This is a genomic window from Paenibacillus humicola (genome assembly GCF_028826105.1).
Classification (GTDB): domain Bacteria; phylum Bacillota; class Bacilli; order Paenibacillales; family Paenibacillaceae; genus Paenibacillus_Z; species Paenibacillus_Z humicola.
Genome location: NZ_JAQGPL010000001.1, coordinates 4,258,168 through 4,275,086 on the forward strand (window position 1 = coordinate 4,258,168; position 16,919 = coordinate 4,275,086).

Here is a 16,919-nt window from a genome sequence, read left to right on the forward strand (position 1 = left end):
CGTCATGATGAATATGGCGGCTTCGGTCCTTGTTTCAGCGTCCGGTAACGGGGACTTCCGTCGCGGCTTACAACCGGATTGACGAAAGGTCCGCCTACTCCGGGTTCATCCGCGCAGCTTCAAAGGGGTATATCCGCCGCCGTCAGCGTGAGGAACTTGCAGCCGAACGGTTCCTCTCTCTGGCACGCGCGAATCGGCGGGTACGTGTCTTTGTCGTCGCTTTTCACCTGACAACATTATAATTCCCCGGCTGCGGGGCGGTCAAGTCCGAACGCTTCCGGCGGGCAAAACGGGCTTCGGCTCCGCCGCCTTCGCCGGCTGCGCGACGCTTTCGCCGAAGTATTCGCCGCAGCTGGCGCAATGCGTACACAGCCGCACGCGCTGCTCGAAAATCGTTTCCAGCGTGCGCATCACCTGCAAATCCGGCTGCCGGGTGTGAATGACAATATGCTGAGGCGAAACGGTAATCAGGGTGCTGACGATCATATCCTCCATATTCATTTCCGACTCGAGCATTTCGGCTACGATCCGGTCCGCGGGAGCCGAGTCGATCAGCCGGTGCTGCTCGTCGTACAAGGCGAACTCGCTTCCGCCCTTATGCAGGACGTGGACGATCGGAAGCTTGACCTCCTGCATCCGCACAAAATATTTGAGCAGCGATATAAATTCCTGGTACTGCTTATCCATGACGTATTCGTCGACCGCATAGGCCGCGATTTCGCGCAGCTCCTCCCAATAAGAAGCCAGGCGGAACGTGACAAAGCCGTCCAGGTGAATGCGCGGGCAGCCGCTTAAGAAAAGCTCCAGCTCGGCGGCGACCTTGTTGCGCCGGCGGTCCCGGTCGAGCCTCATCTCCGAAGCCGTTTCCTCGCTGAGCTGCGTGCCGCCGCTGAGCAGACCGGCGCAGTATCGTTCAATCGTCTCGATCTCGTCCTCCCGCTCGTAATGGAACTGCTTGCGAATGATCGCCTTGAGCAGAAGCGGCTCGAGCTCGGTGAGGATATATTCGGCGAAGGCGTTCGCCGCTTTTCTCATCACGAACGGGCCGGCCTCGAGAGCATTGAAGCTGCGCTGCTTGGCGGTGCAGCGAATGCGTTTATTTGGACGGTCGATTGAAAATTCAAGCGAGCAAGAGTGTCCGGATAACCCGGCTGCGCTATGTAAATCGGCGAATTCCTCGTTCAAACAGCCGTGCAGCCGATCAATCGCTTCATAAGTGGCCGACATGATCGATACCGTGAAGATTTCCATGCGCTCACTCCTCAAAGTTTTGTGGCGAAGCAGCGCCGGTTTTGGGCGGCGCGTTAAACAAAACTCTCTTCGGAAGCATAAGCTTAAGTTTTGTATGAAGATGCCGGAGTATCCGGCTTACGGAACAAAACTCACTTCGGAAGCATACGTTAAGTTTTGTGAGCAAAGCCTTGCCGGTGCGGAGCCGGCTTTATGGAAACAAAACTGGCTTCGGAAGCCTATGCCAAATTTCGCGGCGAAGCCGTTTTGTAAAGGTTCTGTATCAGTATATGGTCCTGCAAAAGCATATATACGATGCAGAAGGCTGCCGAAAGCGGTTGGGGATTGGAATGAAAGGGCATTCGTGGTATATTGGGATTTGTACGAATTTGCCCTTTGGAGTGAGCACAGCAAATGGATTACGAAACATTGGACTTTAAACGAAGTCGATGGAACCGAACGCTGCTGAACGGCTTTTGGTCGATATTACTGCTGTCGATTTTCCTGGAATGCCTTTATTTAACGATTACCGAATTGCCAACGGGCGCTTTCATACTTCATTTCATGGTGCTGCCATTTCTGCTGCAGCTTGGCACGCTCCTCGCCGCTGAAACCGCTTTACGGCTGCTTAGCGATAAATTTCAGGATTACGTCATCATACTCACCTCTACCCTGCTGGCCTTCATCATCGTCGATATCCACGATTCAATTACCTACCTACTGATCGCTTTATTTTTGCCGGTTATGGTATCGATTTTTTATTTTCATCCGAAAAAGCTCCTCATCGCCTACTTCAATACACTCTGCTCGCTTTACCTGATCTACTGGACCAACGGGGCGATCAATTCGGATATTACGATTGTCGGCATGGGGACGATCACGGTCATGTTTTCCGTTTTTACGCTGATCGCCTGGGGCATTTTGCTGCGCGGCCGCGAGCTGATGAATCACCTGAAAACGTATCTGGAAACGAACCAGGAGCTGCTGGTGCAAAATGTATGGATGGACAAGCTGTCCAAAACGGATGCGCTGACCGAGCTGTACAACCATATGACGTTTCACGAATATTTCGAGAAGCTGATCGAGCAGAACGACACGAACGAGCTTTCTCTTCAGCTTGCGATTCTCGATATCGACAACTTCAAGCAGGTGAACGATACGTACGGCCACCGGGCGGGAGATGCCGTGCTGAAATGCGTAGCGGAGCTCATTCGGAGCAGGGTGCACGCCAACGATTTCGTCGCGCGGTACGGCGGAGAAGAATTTGCGATCCTGTTTACCGATAAAAAAATGACGGAATCGCTCCATTACATCGAGCAAATCCGCCAGGAGGTCATGATCGTGCCGCACGACGCGCTGTCCGGCAAGCCGGTCACGGTCAGCATCGGATTCGGGGAATATGTGCCGTTCGAAGGAAAGGAAGCTTTTTTCAACCGGGTCGACGAATCGCTGTACCGGGCCAAAAGCAGCGGCAAAAACCGGACGGTCGTCGCCGCGCTGCCGGACGAGGACGGTTCGAGCCGGCTGGCCTGAAGGAGAAAAAGGAGCTTCACCGCGCTGTGCGGGAAGCTCCTTTTTTGGTGCCGCGTACGGCTGGACGAAGGTCAGTTCTGCATGACGAAATCGCGCTCGACGCCGTCCGTCTCGTTGTACATCTTTAAAATTTCGTACCGCGTATTGCGCTGCGCCGGAATTTTGCCCGCTTCCCGGATCAGCTGCAGGATCAGCTCGATATTGACCTTGTGGGTCGTGCCCGCTGCGGAAACGACGTTTTCCTCGATCATCGTGCTGCCAAAATCGTTGCAGCCGTAAGAAAGCGACAGCTTGCCGACGTCCGGCCCCATCGTCACCCACGACGACTGGAAGTTATCGATGTTGTCGAGCGTGATGCGGCTGATTGCCAGCGTCTTCAAATATTCCTCCGGCGTCGCTTTCTCGCGTTTCATGTTCGTATTGTCCGGCTGGAACGTCCACGGGATAAAGGCCAGGAAGCCTTTGGAGGGATAGCCGCTGCGCAAACACGCATCCTGCGCTTCCCTCACGCGCAGCAGATGAAGCGCGCGCTCCTCCATCTCCTCGCCGAAGCCGATGACCATCGTCGCCGTCGTGTTCATGCCAAGCTTGTGCGCGGTCGTCATCACGTCCATCCAATCGGTCCAAGAGCCTTTCAGCCGGCTGATCTTCCGCCGCGTTCGGTCGTCGAGAATTTCCCCGCCGCCGCCAGGCAGCGAGTCGAGACCGGCTTCATGAAGCTGCCGCACAACCTCTTCGAGCGACAAGCCGTCCGAAACGGCCTTCATCTTATGAATTTCGGCCGGCGAGAACGAATGCATCGTAATGTCCGGGAAATGCCGCTTAATTTCGCGCAGCAAATCCAAATAATAGGAGAATGGCAAATTCGGATTCGTACCGCCCTGCATCAAAATCTCCGTGCCGCCGACATCAACCGTTTCCCGGATTTTTTGCAAAATTGTCTCATTTGGCAGCACATAGCCTTCCGGCGAGCCCGGCGCGCGGTAAAAAGCGCAAAACCGGCAATAAACGTCGCAAACGTTCGTATAATTGATATTTCGGCCAACAACAAACGTCGTAATCGGCTCCGGATGCTTCCGGAGCATCAGCTCGTTGGCGGCATGTCCCATTTTCTCGACTTCATCGGATTCGAACAAGGCGACGACGTCTTCGAGCTCCAGACGCCGCCCGTTCAGCGCATCCTGCAGGATGCGGTCCACGCTGCTCATCGGTCGGACCCTCCCTCTCCGTGCTTCATGTCTCCCCCATCGTAACATAAAAAGAACGCCGCCGTCACTTGAAGAAAACGTGACAAGCGGCGGTATCTCCTGCGGCTTCAGCCGGCGGACCGGGCCGAAATCGTTTCTTATCGCTCCGCCAGGCAGGCGCGGACAGCCCGGCCGAATCGTTCTAACCCCTCGGTCAAAATCGACCGCGGGCAGGCGAGGTTGACCCTGAGCCATCCGGCTCCCTGCCTGCCGAAGACCGATCCCTCGCTGAAGGCGACGCCCGCCTGCTCGAACATCAGCTTCTTCAGCACCTCAGGCCGATCGGAGATCGCGCGGCAGTCCATCCAGACCATATACGTCCCTTCCGGCTTCATGACTTTAATTTCCGGCAGCTCCGTTTTCATAAAATCAAGCATGGCATTCAGGTTGCCTTCCAGGTAATCAAGCAGCTGCTCCAGCCATTCGTCGCCGTACGTATAGGCCGATTCGACAGCGGTAAGTCCGAAATAGCTTTCCATATGGAGTGACAGCGCCTTCAGCAGGGCATTGTATTTGCGGCGCAGCTCATCGTTCGGAATGATTACCGATGCCGCCTGCAGACCGGCAAGATTGAACGTTTTGCTCGTGGCGATGCAGGTGAACGAGATTTGCGCAAAGGCGTCCGAGATCGAGGCGAACGGTATGTGATGATGCCCGCGGAAAACAAGATCGTGATGAATCTCGTCGGCGATTACCAGCACGCCATGCCTTACGCAAATGTCGCCGATCCGCGTCAATTCCTCGCGCGTCCAGACGCGTCCGCCCGGATTGTGCGGCGAGCATAGCAGCAGCAGCTTCGCCCCCTCCGCCGCCTGCCGCTCCAGCAGCTCGAAGTCGATCGTGTAGCGGCCGTCCTTCCGCAGGAGCGGGTTGTCGACGACAACGCGCCCGTTCATTTGGATGACGTCGTAGAACGGATAATAGACCGGCGACTGCAGAATGATCCGGTCTCCCGGCTCGGTGTTGGCCATGACGATCATGCTGAGCGCAGGCACGACGCCGGGGCTCGATGTGATCCAGTCGTGCTCCACCTTCCAGCCGTGGCGGCGGGAAAGCCAGCCGCTCACCGCCTCGTAATAGGACTCGGGACGGAACGTGTAGCCGTATATGCCCTGCTCGGCCCGCTTCTTGATCGCCTCCGTCACTTCCCGGGGCGCCTCGAAATCCATATCCGCGACCCATAGCGGAAGGACGTCGGGATTGCCGAACAGCTTCTCCGACTGGTCCCATTTATAGGAGCTCGTCCCCCGGCGGTCGATCATCTTGTCGAAATCGTATTTGATGCCTGCCATTCGCTTTAAGCCTCCCCCAGCTCGCGTTTGGCGGCATCCAGCGCCTGCGCCAGGTCGGCGATCAGGTCGTCGGCATGCTCGATGCCGACCGAGAAGCGCAGCAGCCGGTCGTCCACGCCGACGCGGCGGCGAATTTCCTCCGGAATGTCGGCATGCGTCTGAACGGCCGGATAGGTCATCAGCGACTCCACCCCGCCGAGGCTTTCCGCGAATGAAATGAGTTGGACGTGCCGCAGAATCGGCTCGACGTAGCGGGCATCCTTCAGCCGGAACGAGAAGATGCCGGTGTTGCCGGACGATTGGCGGCTTTGAATGTCATGTCCCGGGTGATGCGGCAGCGCGGGATAATAGACGTCCTCTACCGCTTCGTGTTCAAGCAGCCAGCTTGCAATGCGGGTCGCGTTCTCCTGGTGGCGCTCCATACGCAGCGCCAGCGTCTTTATGCCGCGCATAAGCAGCCACGAATCCTGCGCGCCGAGAACGGCTCCGATCGAGTTGTGCAGAAACGCCATCCGCTCCGACAGCTCTTTGCCTTTCGTAACAATAAGGCCGGCGAGGACGTCATTATGCCCGCCGAGGTATTTGGTCGCGCTGTGGATGACGATATCGGCGCCCAGCTCGATCGGCCGCTGAAAAAACGGGGTCAGCAGCGTGTTGTCGACGATCGTCAGCAGCCCTTTCGACTTCGCCCAGGCGCAGACGCGCTCAAGGTCGGTAATCATCATGAGCGGATTCGTCGGCGTCTCGATCAGCACCGCCTTCGTGCTCGGCGTGCAGAGCGAGGTCATCGCGTCGATGTCGTTCGTATCGACATAGGAGGCGGTGACGCCAAACCGGCTCATGATCTGCTCGATCAGGCGGTACGTGCCGCCGTACAGGTCGAGCGATACGAGCAGGTGGTCGCCCTGCGAGAACATCGTAAAAATGGTCTGAAGCGCGGCCATGCCTGTGCTGCAGGCAAACCCGGCGTCGCCCGATTCCAGATCGGCGAACGCTTCCTCCAGCACGGTGCGGGTCGGACTTTTCGTGCGGGCGTAGTCAAAGCCCGTGCTCTGGCCAAGCTTCGGATGGCGGAACGCTGTCGCCTGATAGATCGGGAAGCTGACCGCCCCCGTTACGGGCTCCTGCCGGGACCCGATTTGCGCCAAACGGCTCTCGATTTTCATCTCGCATGTCTCCCTTTTTATGATATGGTAAGGATCCCGGTGCATCGGCTGTTCGTCCGGAGCGTCCGCTGCGGAGGCGGCTTAGATGCCCGCCCCCAAATCGTAAGGCGTTTGCTGGTAAACATAGTAGTTCAGCCAGTTCGAATACAGCAGGTTCGCATGCGCTCTCCAGCTTGACAGCGGCGCAAGCGCGGGATTGTCGTTCGGAAAATAATTTTTCGGCACGTTGATGCGCAGCCCCTTCGCTTTGTCGCGGTCATACTCGAATTTCAACGTGTACGGGTCGTATTCCGAATGGCCGGTCACGAAGATTTGCCTGCCGTTCCGGGAGGCGGCGAGATAGACGCCCGCTTCCGGCGACGTCGACAATATTTCCAGATCGGACACCGCCTCGATATCCTCGCGCCGCACCTCGGTGTGCCGGGATTGCGGGACGTAGAACAGCTCGTCGAAGCCGCGCAGCAGCGGCACGTTGCGCTTCTCGATCGTATGCGGGAAGACGCCGAACAGCTTCGCGGGCAGCTCGTATTTCGGGATGCCGTAATGATGGTACAGGCCGGCCTGAGCGCCCCAGCAGATGTGGAACGTGGACGTCACGTGGCGGACGCTCCAGTCCATGATCGTCTGCAGCTCTACCCAATAATTGACTTCCTCGAAAGCCAAATGCTCGATCGGCGCGCCGGTAATGATCATCCCGTCAAAATATTCGTGCGCGATTTCGTCAAACGTTTTGTAGAACGACGCCAGATGTTCGGCGGACGTGTTTTTCGACTTGTGCGTTTTCGGGCGAAGCAGCACCGCCTCCACCTGCAGCGGCGTATTGCCGATTAAGCGCAGCAGCTGGGTTTCGGTCGTTTCCTTCGTCGGCATCAGGTTTAGAATGGCAATGCGCAACGGCCGGATATCCTGATGATAGGCTACGCTTTCGTCCATCACGAATATGTTTTCCGATGCCAAAATGTCTTTTGCGGGTAAATGGTCCGGTACTTTAATCGGCATTTCCGTCACTCCTTTGCGTTCCATCTTCTCTGCTGCATGTAAATCCTGACGGGCGTCTCCCTGACAAATGAGAAAAGCCCCCTCTCCGGTTGAAGAGGGGGCAGACGTTTCGCGTTCCCTGCGCCTCTCATCTCTCAGAAACCTGCCGTTTCCGCAAGAATTAGCACCGTGCTTTACGCCGGTTGCCGGGCTTCATCGGGCCAGTCCCTCCGCCTGCTCTTGATAAGAAAGCTTCTTATTCGGTTGTGGTCTTGCAGCTTATCAATACTTTATCCGATTCCGCAAATCCCGTCAAGCGGTCAAATTTTACTCCGGGCCTGGCGGCCGCCGGCGGACACCGCCCCAAGCGCCGAGCATATACTGCTGTTAGAAGCGGCTGTTTTCGTTTAGTTTCTTCTTGAATGGAAAGTCGCTCTCAGAGTATACTAGACAAGGATTGCGGCCTTATGTTTGCCAAAATCCGAATTGAACCGACAAAGGGGTGTTGACGAACATGGAAGGCGACCCGAGGCCTGCGGGCAACCGCATCGAAAGCCGGTACCGGAAGACTAGGCGTCCGCTGGCGCAGCTTGGACCATGTTCGCACATCGCCGTAACCGAAACTTACGGCTAACGCCGGCATGGCGGGCTGCCGCTTGCGCCTCTTCCTTTCGTGTGGCCGGATTTTACGGGACGAACCATAACACGAATGAGAGGAGAGGGCGCGGATGAAAATCCGTCTGGTGAATCAAGGCGTCTTTACGCCGATCGAAGACATCGAGAGAACGCTCCAGCCGCCTGTCGAGGGCTTCTACTGGGTCGATGCCGACGTCGACGATCTTGCGGTGCTTCAGCCGCTCTTCTCGCTGCACGATCTGGCGGTGGAGGATTGTTTGAGCGAGGAAGAGCAGCGGCCGAAAATCGAAATTTACGAAGGCCATTATTTTATCGTGATCAACAGCATCCGTTTCGACGATGAGGAAATTTTCCTGCGGGCGCTAAACATATTTCTCGGACGTCATTTCATTATTACGGTTACGAAAACGAAAATTAACGAGCTGCGAACGTTGAAGCCGATTTTGTGGGAAGAGGAAGTGAGCCGTCCCGACCGGTTTCTGTACCATCTCGTCGACCTCGTCGTCGACAACTACTTCACCGTCGGCGACCGGATCGAGGCTCGCATCGAGAGTCTCGAGGAAGACATCCTGATGCATACGAAGAAATCGCATCTGAACGAAATCATCGGTTTGCGAAGCGAAATTTTGTGGCTGAAGAAGGTGCTCGGTCCGCAGAAGGACGTCATCGCAACGCTCAACAAGAAGGACCTGAAGCTGATCGACGACCAGCTGCAAAAATATTTCAGCGATATTTATGAAAATGCCGTGAAGATCGCCGAGACGTTCGACACGTACCGCGATCTGATGGCGAACTTGCGCGAGGCGTACCAGTCGAGCCTGGCCAACCGGGCCAACGAAATCATGCGCGTCTTTACGGCGCTGACGACGATCTTCATGCCCCTCACCTTCATTACCGGCATTTACGGGATGAATCTTGAGGACATCCCCGGCATGCACGTGCGGCACGGTTCGTACATCATTCTCGCCGTCATGCTGCTGCTCGGATTCGGCATGCTGTATATATTCCGCAAGAAGGATTGGCTGTAACGAGACGGCGAAGCCGGAAGCGGTCGTGAACCACGACGCTTCCGGCTTTTTTATTTTCGCACGCTCGTTTTTGGCGCGGCGGCCGGCCGGTCACGCTAAACGGACCGTCTTAAAGCGCTTTATGAATCCGCCAGCGCCTCTTGCCGCCCCTTCTCCATATTGACGGTCGCCAGCAGCGCAATGCCGATGACGAAAAAGGCGACCAAGGACAAAATCGCGGCCCGGCTGCTGCCCGTCAGCGTGCCGACCACGGAAAACACAAGCGGCCCTGCAACTGAAGAGAACTTGCTCGACAGGCTGAGAAACCCGAAAAATTCCGCCGCTTTCGCCGGCGGCGTTAAATTGGCGTACATCGAGCGGGCGATCGCCTGGCTGCCGCCCTGCACCAGCCCGACCATGACGGCCAGCGCGTAAAAATGCGCGGCGCTCGTCATGAAAAAGCCGAGCACGACAATGACGATATAGACGGCCAGGGAGACGTACAGCGCTTTCTTCGAGCCTAACCGCCTGGCCACGCGAATGAACAGCAGCGTGCTGGGATACCCGACAAACTGAGTAATGAGCAGCGCCAAAATTAAGTCGGTCGTGTTGATCCCGATCCCGCTTCCGTAAATCGTCGCCATGATGATGACGGTATTGATCCCGTCGTTAAAGAACCAAAACGCCGCCATATACTTCAGCAGCTCCGGGTAACGTCTGACGGTCCGCATCGTCCGGCCGATCCGGCTGAAGCCCGTCCGGACGGCATCGCCGAAGGTGACGGGCGCTCCCTTCTTCCGCTCCTTGACGCTGCGGATCAACGGAATCGAAAACAGCAGCCACCAGACGCCAACCGTCACGAACACCCACTGCGTCGCCTCCGTTTTATCGGCAAAGCCGAGCCGGCTCCAGCCTTCGATCATGACGACGTTCACGAGCAGCAGCAGTCCCCCGCCCAAATAGCCGATCGCATACCCCTTCGAACTGACGGAGTCCCGCTGCTCCGGCGGCGCCAAATCGGTCAGCAGGCTGTCGTAGAACGTATTGCCGGCCGAATAACCGATCGTCCCGGCAACGACCAGAAGCGATGCCAGCAGCCAGTCCCCTTGGCCGACCAGGCCCATTGCCGCGCAGGACAACGAGCCGATGACGGCAAATGCGGTCAGAAACCGCACTTTCGACCCCGAATAATCGGCGATGGCGCCCAAGATCGGCGACAGCACCGCCACGCAGATCATCGCGGCCGTCTGTGTATACCCCCAATAATTTTCCGCCGTGTTGCCCGGCAGGCCGGCGCCCGCCGCCGTTTTGTAGAAGATGGGCATGACGGCGGCCATAATTGTTGTGGCAAACGCCGAATTCGCCCAGTCGTACATCAGCCAGCCGCGCACCGCTTTTCGATCCACCTTTTTTCCCGCTCCTTCCGCATGATGCCCCTGTGTGATTGCCGCCCCCATTCTTTCGACAGGTCGGCTTTTATTCCTCCTAAAATTCCTGTAAAGAAAGGCTCCGGCGCCCGGATCGGCGCATGTTTACAATCTTTTTATCCGTGTGCCGGCCCGCCCGCTTTGCCGCCCGGCTGAAATTCCTTTATAATCAATTGTAATGTGATAAAAAACTTTAATCGACAAAGGAGGGTTTCCGTGAATATTAACCAGCTTGAAACGCTGCTCACCATTTCCAAGACGATGAGCTTCCGCAAAGCGGGAGAACTGCTCAATTTGACGCAGCCCGCAGTATCCGCGCAAATCAAAAGCTTGGAGGACGAATTCAAGACGGTTCTTATCGACCGGAACCAGCCCGTCACCCTGACCGATCGCGGGCAGGTTTTTTTGGAGCATGCGGAGAAAATACTAGCTATCGTCGAAGAGCTGAAACAGAAGCTTTCCGACCTCAGCCATACGCCGCAGGGTCATATCGTGCTCGGTACGACGGCGTCGATGGCGGTTCAAATTTTGCCGCGGGTGCTGTCGTATTTTCAAAACCAGTTTCCGCTCATCAAGACGACGATCCACTCCATGCCCTCTTCCCAGGTGATGGCTTCGGTCGAGAACGGCACGGTCGATATCGGGATCACCTATTTGTCGGAAAAAAATCCGAATGTGGAAACGTCCATTCTATACTATGATACGTACGAGCTCGTCGTTGCGCCCGATCATCCGATGAGCCACCTGAAGCATACGACCGTCGAGTCGCTGCGGGACATCCCGATGATCATGCTGTCGCCGGATACGCTCGGAAGGCGGTTTCTGGATCAAATTTTCCGCAAATACGGCATTCAGCCGAATATCGTCATGGAGCTGTCGAGCAGCGAGGAAGTAAAGCGGATGGTCGAAATCAACCTCGGCGCGGCCGTCGTATCGAAGCTGTCGATCGCCGGCGAGGTGCGGCTCGGTACGCTGAAGATGATCAAGGTAAACGAGCTGGACCCGAGCCACCCCGTCGGCGTCGTGTACAAGTCGGGCCGGTATTTGAATACGGCGATGAAGCAGTTTCTAAGCGACCTCAAGGGCATGCCGGAGGACCAGTTTATCAGCAGCGAGTAGATCAGGCTTACGAAGCGAGTTTTGCTTCGCAAAACGAAGATCAGGCTTACGAAGCAAGTTTTGCTTCGCAAAACGAAGATTAGGCTTACGAAGCGAGTTTTGCTTCGCAAAACTTTGAGGAGGTCTCATCCATGAAATTCGATTTACATACGCATCACTTCCGGTGCGGGCATGCGGACGATACGATCGAGGCTTATATTCAAGCCGCCATCAAGGAAGGAATCGGCGTGATCGGCATATCCGACCACTCGCCTTATTTCGCGAACGAAGACGACCATCCTCTTCCGGGCAATGCCATGGCGAAAAGCGAATTCGCCCATTATGTGGATGAGGTGCTGCGGCTCAAGGCAAAATACGAAGGGAGGATCGACGTTCTGCTCGGCGTCGAATCCGATTTTTTTCCGGAGCACGCGGAGCTTTACCGGGGCATGTACGACCAATACCCGTTCGATTACATCATCGGCTCGGTGCATCAAACGAGAGGCGTCAGCATTTTCAACCGCAGCCGGTGGAAAAAGCTTGCCGCCGACCGGCATGCCGACGAGAAGCGCCATTATTACGAGCTGATCGGCCTGTCGGCGCAGAGCGGCATTTTCCAGGTACTCGGGCATATCGACGCCATGAAAGGCTATTATCCCGCTTTCTCGGACATTCCGGCGGACGATGCGATTGACGAAGCGCTGAAGCTCATTGCGGATTCGAGCGCCGCGATCGAGATCAACACATCCGGCAAGACGAAGGATTGCGGAGGCTGGTATCCGTCGGACACCATTCTGGAGAGGGCGCTTCATTTCGGCGTCAAGGTGACGTTCGGCTCGGATGCCCATAAGCCGGGCCGGGTCGGCGACGAATGGGAGCAAGTTGCGAAAAGGCTGAAGGAAATCGGATTTACGGAATGGTATTATTTTAAACAAAAGCAGCCGGTTAAAGTGCCGCTTTAATACCGGCGCACAAGGAATCGGCGAAACCCGGAGGGCAAAAAAAGCGGACTTGCGCGCGGCAGGTCCGAAAAGGATATATAATAAAAAGGGGGTCTTGTCTCTTATCATAGCCCGGTAATATGAAAAGACGATAACAAAACGATTGCAATTCGATAACAATTCGTTCAAGCTATTGTAAACTGGGCTTTGAAGGAGCGGGGATTTATGTACGATTACCATCATTTGAAGCATGTCAAGGAACAGGAAACGTCCAAACGCTCGCTATGGGTCACGCTGATCCTGACCTTTTTTTTCACCGTTGTCGAAATTATCGGCGGACTCCTGAGCAACTCGCTTGCGCTGCTGTCCGATTCCGCCCATATGATATCCGACGTCATCGCGCTCGGCCTCAGCATGGCGGCCATTTATTTGGCGCGGCGCCCGCCGAATGCCCGGTATACGTTCGGCTACCTGCGCTTTGAAATCATTGCGTCCTTCTTGAACGGGCTTGCGCTCGGCATTATCGCGATCGGCATCTTCGTCGAAGGGGTGAAGCGTTTCATCCATCCGGAGGTAGTCGATTTTCCGCTCATGCTGACGATCGCATCGATTGGTCTGATCGTCAATGTGACGCTGACCATCGTGCTCAGCCGGAGCATGAAGGAAGAAGAAAATTTAAACGTGCAGAGCGCGCTATGGCACTTTATCGGCGACCTGCTCAGTTCGATCGGCGTTATTATATCCGCCGTCATCATTTATTTCACGGGCTGGCTGCTGATCGACCCGCTCATCAGCATCGTCATCGGCGGCATCATTTTCATCGGCGGATTTCGAATCATCCGCGAGTCGTATATGATCCTGATGGAGTCGGTGCCGGGCAAATTCGACCTCGACGAGATGCGGGCCAGCCTGCTGAAGGTCGAAGGCGTCCAGGACGTCCATGAAATGCATTTGTGGGCGATCTCGACCGATCATTATTCGCTCACCGCGCATATTTTCATGCCGGCCGATATGCAGCCCTTTTGCGTCATTTTGGCCGTAAACGAGCTGCTGCGCGACAAATACGGCATCACGCACTCGACGATACAAACCGAGCACGCCACGATTCATCCGCACGGCGAATACGGCAGGCAGTTTTTGCAGCAGCAGCGCGACGAGCGGAACGGGCAAAGACACGAGCCTGCGCCTCAATCGGAGTCATAGAGCCGCTTTCCCCGCCCAATGCCGATCCCGTCCGAAGCGTTACCGGCGGGTCGAGCTGCTTCTTCGAATATAAGCTTGAGTCGCGTCCATCATTTTGCGCATCTGCTGCCGGAGCCGCCCCAGGCCCGTCAGCTTGAGGACGGATCCCCAGCCGTCGTACCGTCCCCCCGAGCCCGAAATAAGCCGGTACAGCTCCCGCACCCGCTCGTTCACCGTATCGAGCCGTACATCCTCGAACTTGCTGATGACGAGCGGATAGGGAAAGCTGTCGTCGGGGCTGCCTTCCTTCTCCCGCTCGATCCGGTATCCAAGCCCCCGCAGCGCGGACTCCGCCTGCCGGCGGTCCTCATCCTGCCGGAACAGCAGCCAATGATACACGTGCCGCGGACGTTTAATATCGTCGCCTTTATGAAGGAGCGCATAGATCATTTGGGCGTTATGCATGAACAGCTCCTCAAGCGCGTCCGGAAGCAGGTACCGGTACAGATCCCACTCAGGATCCGGCTTTACGTAATGCTCCGCCCGGAAGGGCCATGCCGTTTTGATCCATTGCTCGAAATTCGCCTTGTCCAGCATCTCCGCACGAACGTAATAATAAAATTCCAAACGCGTCGCCGCGTTGATTCGCCCGATATAAATGCCGTCCGCCGTCGTTTTCAGCCGCTGCTCAAGCTGCGTCTCCAGCCGTTCGAGCTGCCGGATGAAATCGCGCTTCGACCGGTTGCGCTCCCGGACCGGGTACAGGTTGACCGTCACCGAAAGCAATGCGCTGCGGCCCGGCAGCGGAGCGGAGGCTTTGTAGCCGACGTTGATCAGGACACGAAGCTCCTCCGTATCCGACCGCCTCTCGTAAAAACCCCAATTGTCCGTCATGCAGCACCTCGGTCATCGTTTAAGAATAGGAAGAAAGAATGATATACATGCCTCCTATTATAACGGTTCGGAAGGCAAATGTATCGCTCTCCCGCCCGTTTCCGCCGGCTCTGCATACGCCGCGGGCAGCACGACGGTGACGGTCGTACCGAAACCCGGTTCGCTTTCGAAACGGAGCTCGCCCTGGTGGGCGTTAATAATCCGGTTGCAAATCATTAGTCCCAGCCCCGTCCCGCTGCTTTTCGTCGTATAAAACGGCCCGCCGAGCAGCTCGAGCCGGTCTTTTGCGATCCCTTCCCCGTAATCCTGGATCGAAACGGCAATCTTACCGAAACCGGAGCTGCGCAGCACGATATGTACCTGTCCTCCGCTCGGCATCGCTTCGATCGCGTTTTTGAGCAGGTTGATAAACACCTGCTTCAGCTGATTTTCGTCGCAGTATACAAGCGGGAGCCTGTCCTTGACCTCCATTTCGATTTGCACATTGTTCATGACGGCCTGCGTTTCCAGCAGCGTGATGACGCCTTTTACCACCTGAACGATCTCGCAGTTCTCGAACCGGCTGGCCTGCGGTTTGGCGAGGGCCATAAATTCCTGCACGATCGAATTGATCCGGTCGAGCTCGGTGAGCATAATATCGAAGTAGGAATGATAGCCGTCAATTTTCTTTTTCAAAAATTGGCTGAAGCCTTTGAGCGATGTCAGCGGGTTCCGAATTTCATGTGCGATTCCGGCTGCCATCTGGCCGGCGACCGAAAGCTTTTCGGATTTGATCAGCGCCTCTTCTTCGCGTTTGCGTCCGGTAATATCGCGAAACACCGTCTGCACCACGTGTGGCCGCCCCAAAAAATTGTGAATGCGGATGCTGGAGCACTCCGCATCGATAACGCTGCCGTCCAAATTGATCAGCTTGGCTTCGATAAACCCGAACGGTTCGTCCGATGCCATCGCCTGGTCGATCTGCTGCCGGATTGCATTGCGGCTGTCGGGATGAATAAAATCGAGGTATGGCCGGGTCAAGATGCTTTCCGCTTCGGCCGAACCGAGCAGCTTGATCCCCGCTCGATTGACGTAAAGCAGCGATGCGCCGTCATGAACGAATATCGGCTCGGGCAAATAGGTAATGAGCCGTTGGTAGCGGAGGTCGTTCTCGTGGCCCAGCTCGTCGGCTTGGATCTTGCTCGTCATGTCGAGCACCGTTCCCAATAATGCCGGAGCGCCTTTATAGATGATTTTTTGGGCATGGATTTCATAATAAAAATACGTTCCGTCCTTGCGGATGCCCCGTATCCAAAACGGGGACGTCCCTTTCTCGCCTTCCATTCGCCGCTGCATCTCCAGGACGACCAGTCCGCGATCCTCGGGATGGACCAGGTGCATCGGCTCCGCGCGCATCATTTCCTCCTGCGTATAACCGAACATATTGGCGAGACGCGAATTCAAATAAAGGACCTTCCCCTGTCTGGATAGAAAAATGCCGGTCAGCGACTGCTCAAGCAAGCAGAACAGCATCCGTGAATTGACGATCGGCAGCGGCATGCTGCCCTCCGTCAGCCATTTGCGGTTATATTTTTTGACAAACGGCTTGTTGACCCACACGACTCTCCTTTTCATTCATCATCCTCCGTTAGTGTCCAGGAAATCTACTAATTGGAAGACTTCGCTTTCGCGCCTTGAAAACCCTCCATGTCTATTCGCCTAATTCAAATTCCATATCCTGAAATATAGGGATAAAAATAGTTCGATTGCACTAAAATCATCTATAACCGGGTCCCGGATGTTCGCAGATTACCGAAAACCTCTCCCTTTTGAAAGCGCCTTATGCTACAATAAGATAAGCTATGGAGGGGTGATACTGTTGGATTATTCCAAAATGTGCCCGAAATACGAATGCGCAACGGAGCTGCTTGGGAAGAAGTGGACCGGACTCATTATACGCGTACTGCTTGGAGGGCCTAAGCGGTTCAAGGAAATCAAAGAGCAAATCCCGGAAATGAGCGATAAAATGCTGACCGATCGGATGAAGGAGCTCGAGCTCAGCCAAATTGTTAACCGCCGGGTTTATCCCGAAATGCCGGTCCGGATCGAATATGAATTAACGGAGAAAGGCAAGGCGCTCCGGCCGGTGATCGAGTCGATTCAAAATTGGGGCGAAGTGTGGTGCTAAGGCACCGCTTTTCGTGAATTTGCCGCATGCACCGCAATGATGGGACGAACAAATAAGGGGCTGTACCCGATTCCGTTTACGAACGGCGATCGGGTACAGCCTCTTGTTGTGCGGGACGGCG

14 protein-coding genes and 1 riboswitch are annotated in these 16,919 nt (G+C 55.8%); of the genes, 6 read left to right on the forward strand and 8 right to left on the reverse strand.

Annotation, left to right across the window (positions count from 1 at the left end):
* Positions 1 to 261: 261 nt before the first annotated feature.
* Positions 262 to 1,251 (reverse strand): putative sporulation protein YtxC, encoded by a 990-nt coding sequence (locus PD282_RS19550; RefSeq protein ID WP_274652421.1) that lies wholly within the window; start codon positions 1,249 to 1,251, stop codon positions 262 to 264.
* A gap of 393 nt (positions 1,252 to 1,644) precedes the next feature.
* Here PD282_RS19550 and PD282_RS19555 point away from each other — a divergent pair, with 393 nt between their 5' ends.
* Entirely contained in the window at positions 1,645 to 2,763 is a 1,119-nt protein-coding gene (locus PD282_RS19555; RefSeq protein ID WP_274652423.1) for a GGDEF domain-containing protein, read from the forward strand.
* Positions 2,764 to 2,834: 71 nt separating this feature from the next.
* Here the strand turns inward: PD282_RS19555 and mqnC are convergent, their stop codons facing one another.
* From mqnC to metA, 4 genes are all read right to left on the reverse strand, one after another.
* On the reverse strand, positions 2,835 to 3,971 hold the full coding sequence (gene mqnC, locus PD282_RS19560; protein ID WP_274652424.1) for a cyclic dehypoxanthinyl futalosine synthase: 1,137 nt from the start codon (positions 3,969 to 3,971) through the stop codon (positions 2,835 to 2,837).
* A 137-nt stretch (positions 3,972 to 4,108) separates the two neighbouring features.
* Entirely contained in the window at positions 4,109 to 5,293 is a 1,185-nt protein-coding gene (locus PD282_RS19565; protein ID WP_274655329.1) for a MalY/PatB family protein, read from the reverse strand.
* A 14-nt stretch (positions 5,294 to 5,307) separates the two neighbouring features.
* Positions 5,308 to 6,468 carry a PLP-dependent transferase gene (locus PD282_RS19570; protein ID WP_274652425.1) on the reverse strand — a complete coding sequence of 387 codons (1,161 nt, stop codon included), beginning with the start codon at positions 6,466 to 6,468 and terminating at the stop codon, positions 5,308 to 5,310.
* Positions 6,469 to 6,549: 81 nt separating this feature from the next.
* A complete protein-coding gene (gene metA, locus PD282_RS19575; RefSeq protein WP_274652427.1) occupies positions 6,550 to 7,467 on the reverse strand; it encodes a homoserine O-acetyltransferase MetA in 918 nt (305 codons plus the stop codon).
* A gap of 124 nt (positions 7,468 to 7,591) precedes the next feature.
* Positions 7,592 to 7,696, reverse strand: a riboswitch (SAM riboswitch).
* A gap of 478 nt (positions 7,697 to 8,174) precedes the next feature.
* Between metA and corA the strand changes: the two genes are divergently transcribed.
* Positions 8,175 to 9,110 (forward strand): magnesium/cobalt transporter CorA, encoded by a 936-nt coding sequence (gene corA / locus PD282_RS19580; RefSeq protein ID WP_274652429.1) that lies wholly within the window; start codon positions 8,175 to 8,177, stop codon positions 9,108 to 9,110.
* A gap of 119 nt (positions 9,111 to 9,229) precedes the next feature.
* On the opposite strand, the gene PD282_RS19585 is transcribed toward corA, so the two are convergent.
* Entirely contained in the window at positions 9,230 to 10,495 is a 1,266-nt protein-coding gene (locus tag PD282_RS19585; protein WP_274652430.1) for an MFS transporter, read from the reverse strand.
* Positions 10,496 to 10,732: 237 nt separating this feature from the next.
* On the opposite strand from PD282_RS19585, the gene PD282_RS19590 reads away from it, so the two are divergent.
* From PD282_RS19590 to PD282_RS19600, 3 genes are all read left to right on the forward strand, one after another.
* Positions 10,733 to 11,635 carry a LysR family transcriptional regulator gene (locus PD282_RS19590; protein ID WP_274652431.1) on the forward strand — a complete coding sequence of 301 codons (903 nt, stop codon included), beginning with the start codon at positions 10,733 to 10,735 and terminating at the stop codon, positions 11,633 to 11,635.
* Positions 11,636 to 11,766: 131 nt separating this feature from the next.
* A complete protein-coding gene (locus PD282_RS19595) occupies positions 11,767 to 12,576 on the forward strand; it encodes a histidinol-phosphatase (RefSeq protein WP_274652432.1) in 810 nt (269 codons plus the stop codon).
* Between the two features lie 204 nt (positions 12,577 to 12,780).
* Positions 12,781 to 13,758, forward strand: a complete 978-nt coding sequence (locus PD282_RS19600) for a cation diffusion facilitator family transporter (protein WP_274652433.1) — start codon at positions 12,781 to 12,783, stop codon at positions 13,756 to 13,758.
* Positions 13,759 to 13,797: 39 nt separating this feature from the next.
* On the opposite strand, the gene PD282_RS19605 is transcribed toward PD282_RS19600, so the two are convergent.
* Both PD282_RS19605 and PD282_RS19610 read right to left on the reverse strand, forming a co-directional pair.
* Entirely contained in the window at positions 13,798 to 14,631 is an 834-nt protein-coding gene (locus PD282_RS19605; RefSeq protein WP_274652435.1) for a DUF695 domain-containing protein, read from the reverse strand.
* A gap of 57 nt (positions 14,632 to 14,688) precedes the next feature.
* Entirely contained in the window at positions 14,689 to 16,245 is a 1,557-nt protein-coding gene (locus tag PD282_RS19610; RefSeq protein WP_274652436.1) for a PAS domain-containing sensor histidine kinase, read from the reverse strand.
* Positions 16,246 to 16,489: 244 nt separating this feature from the next.
* Between PD282_RS19610 and PD282_RS19615 the strand changes: the two genes are divergently transcribed.
* Positions 16,490 to 16,798: a winged helix-turn-helix transcriptional regulator gene (locus PD282_RS19615; protein ID WP_274652437.1), complete on the forward strand. Its 309-nt coding sequence runs from the start codon at positions 16,490 to 16,492 to the stop codon at positions 16,796 to 16,798.
* The last annotated feature ends 121 nt before the right edge of the window (positions 16,799 to 16,919 follow it).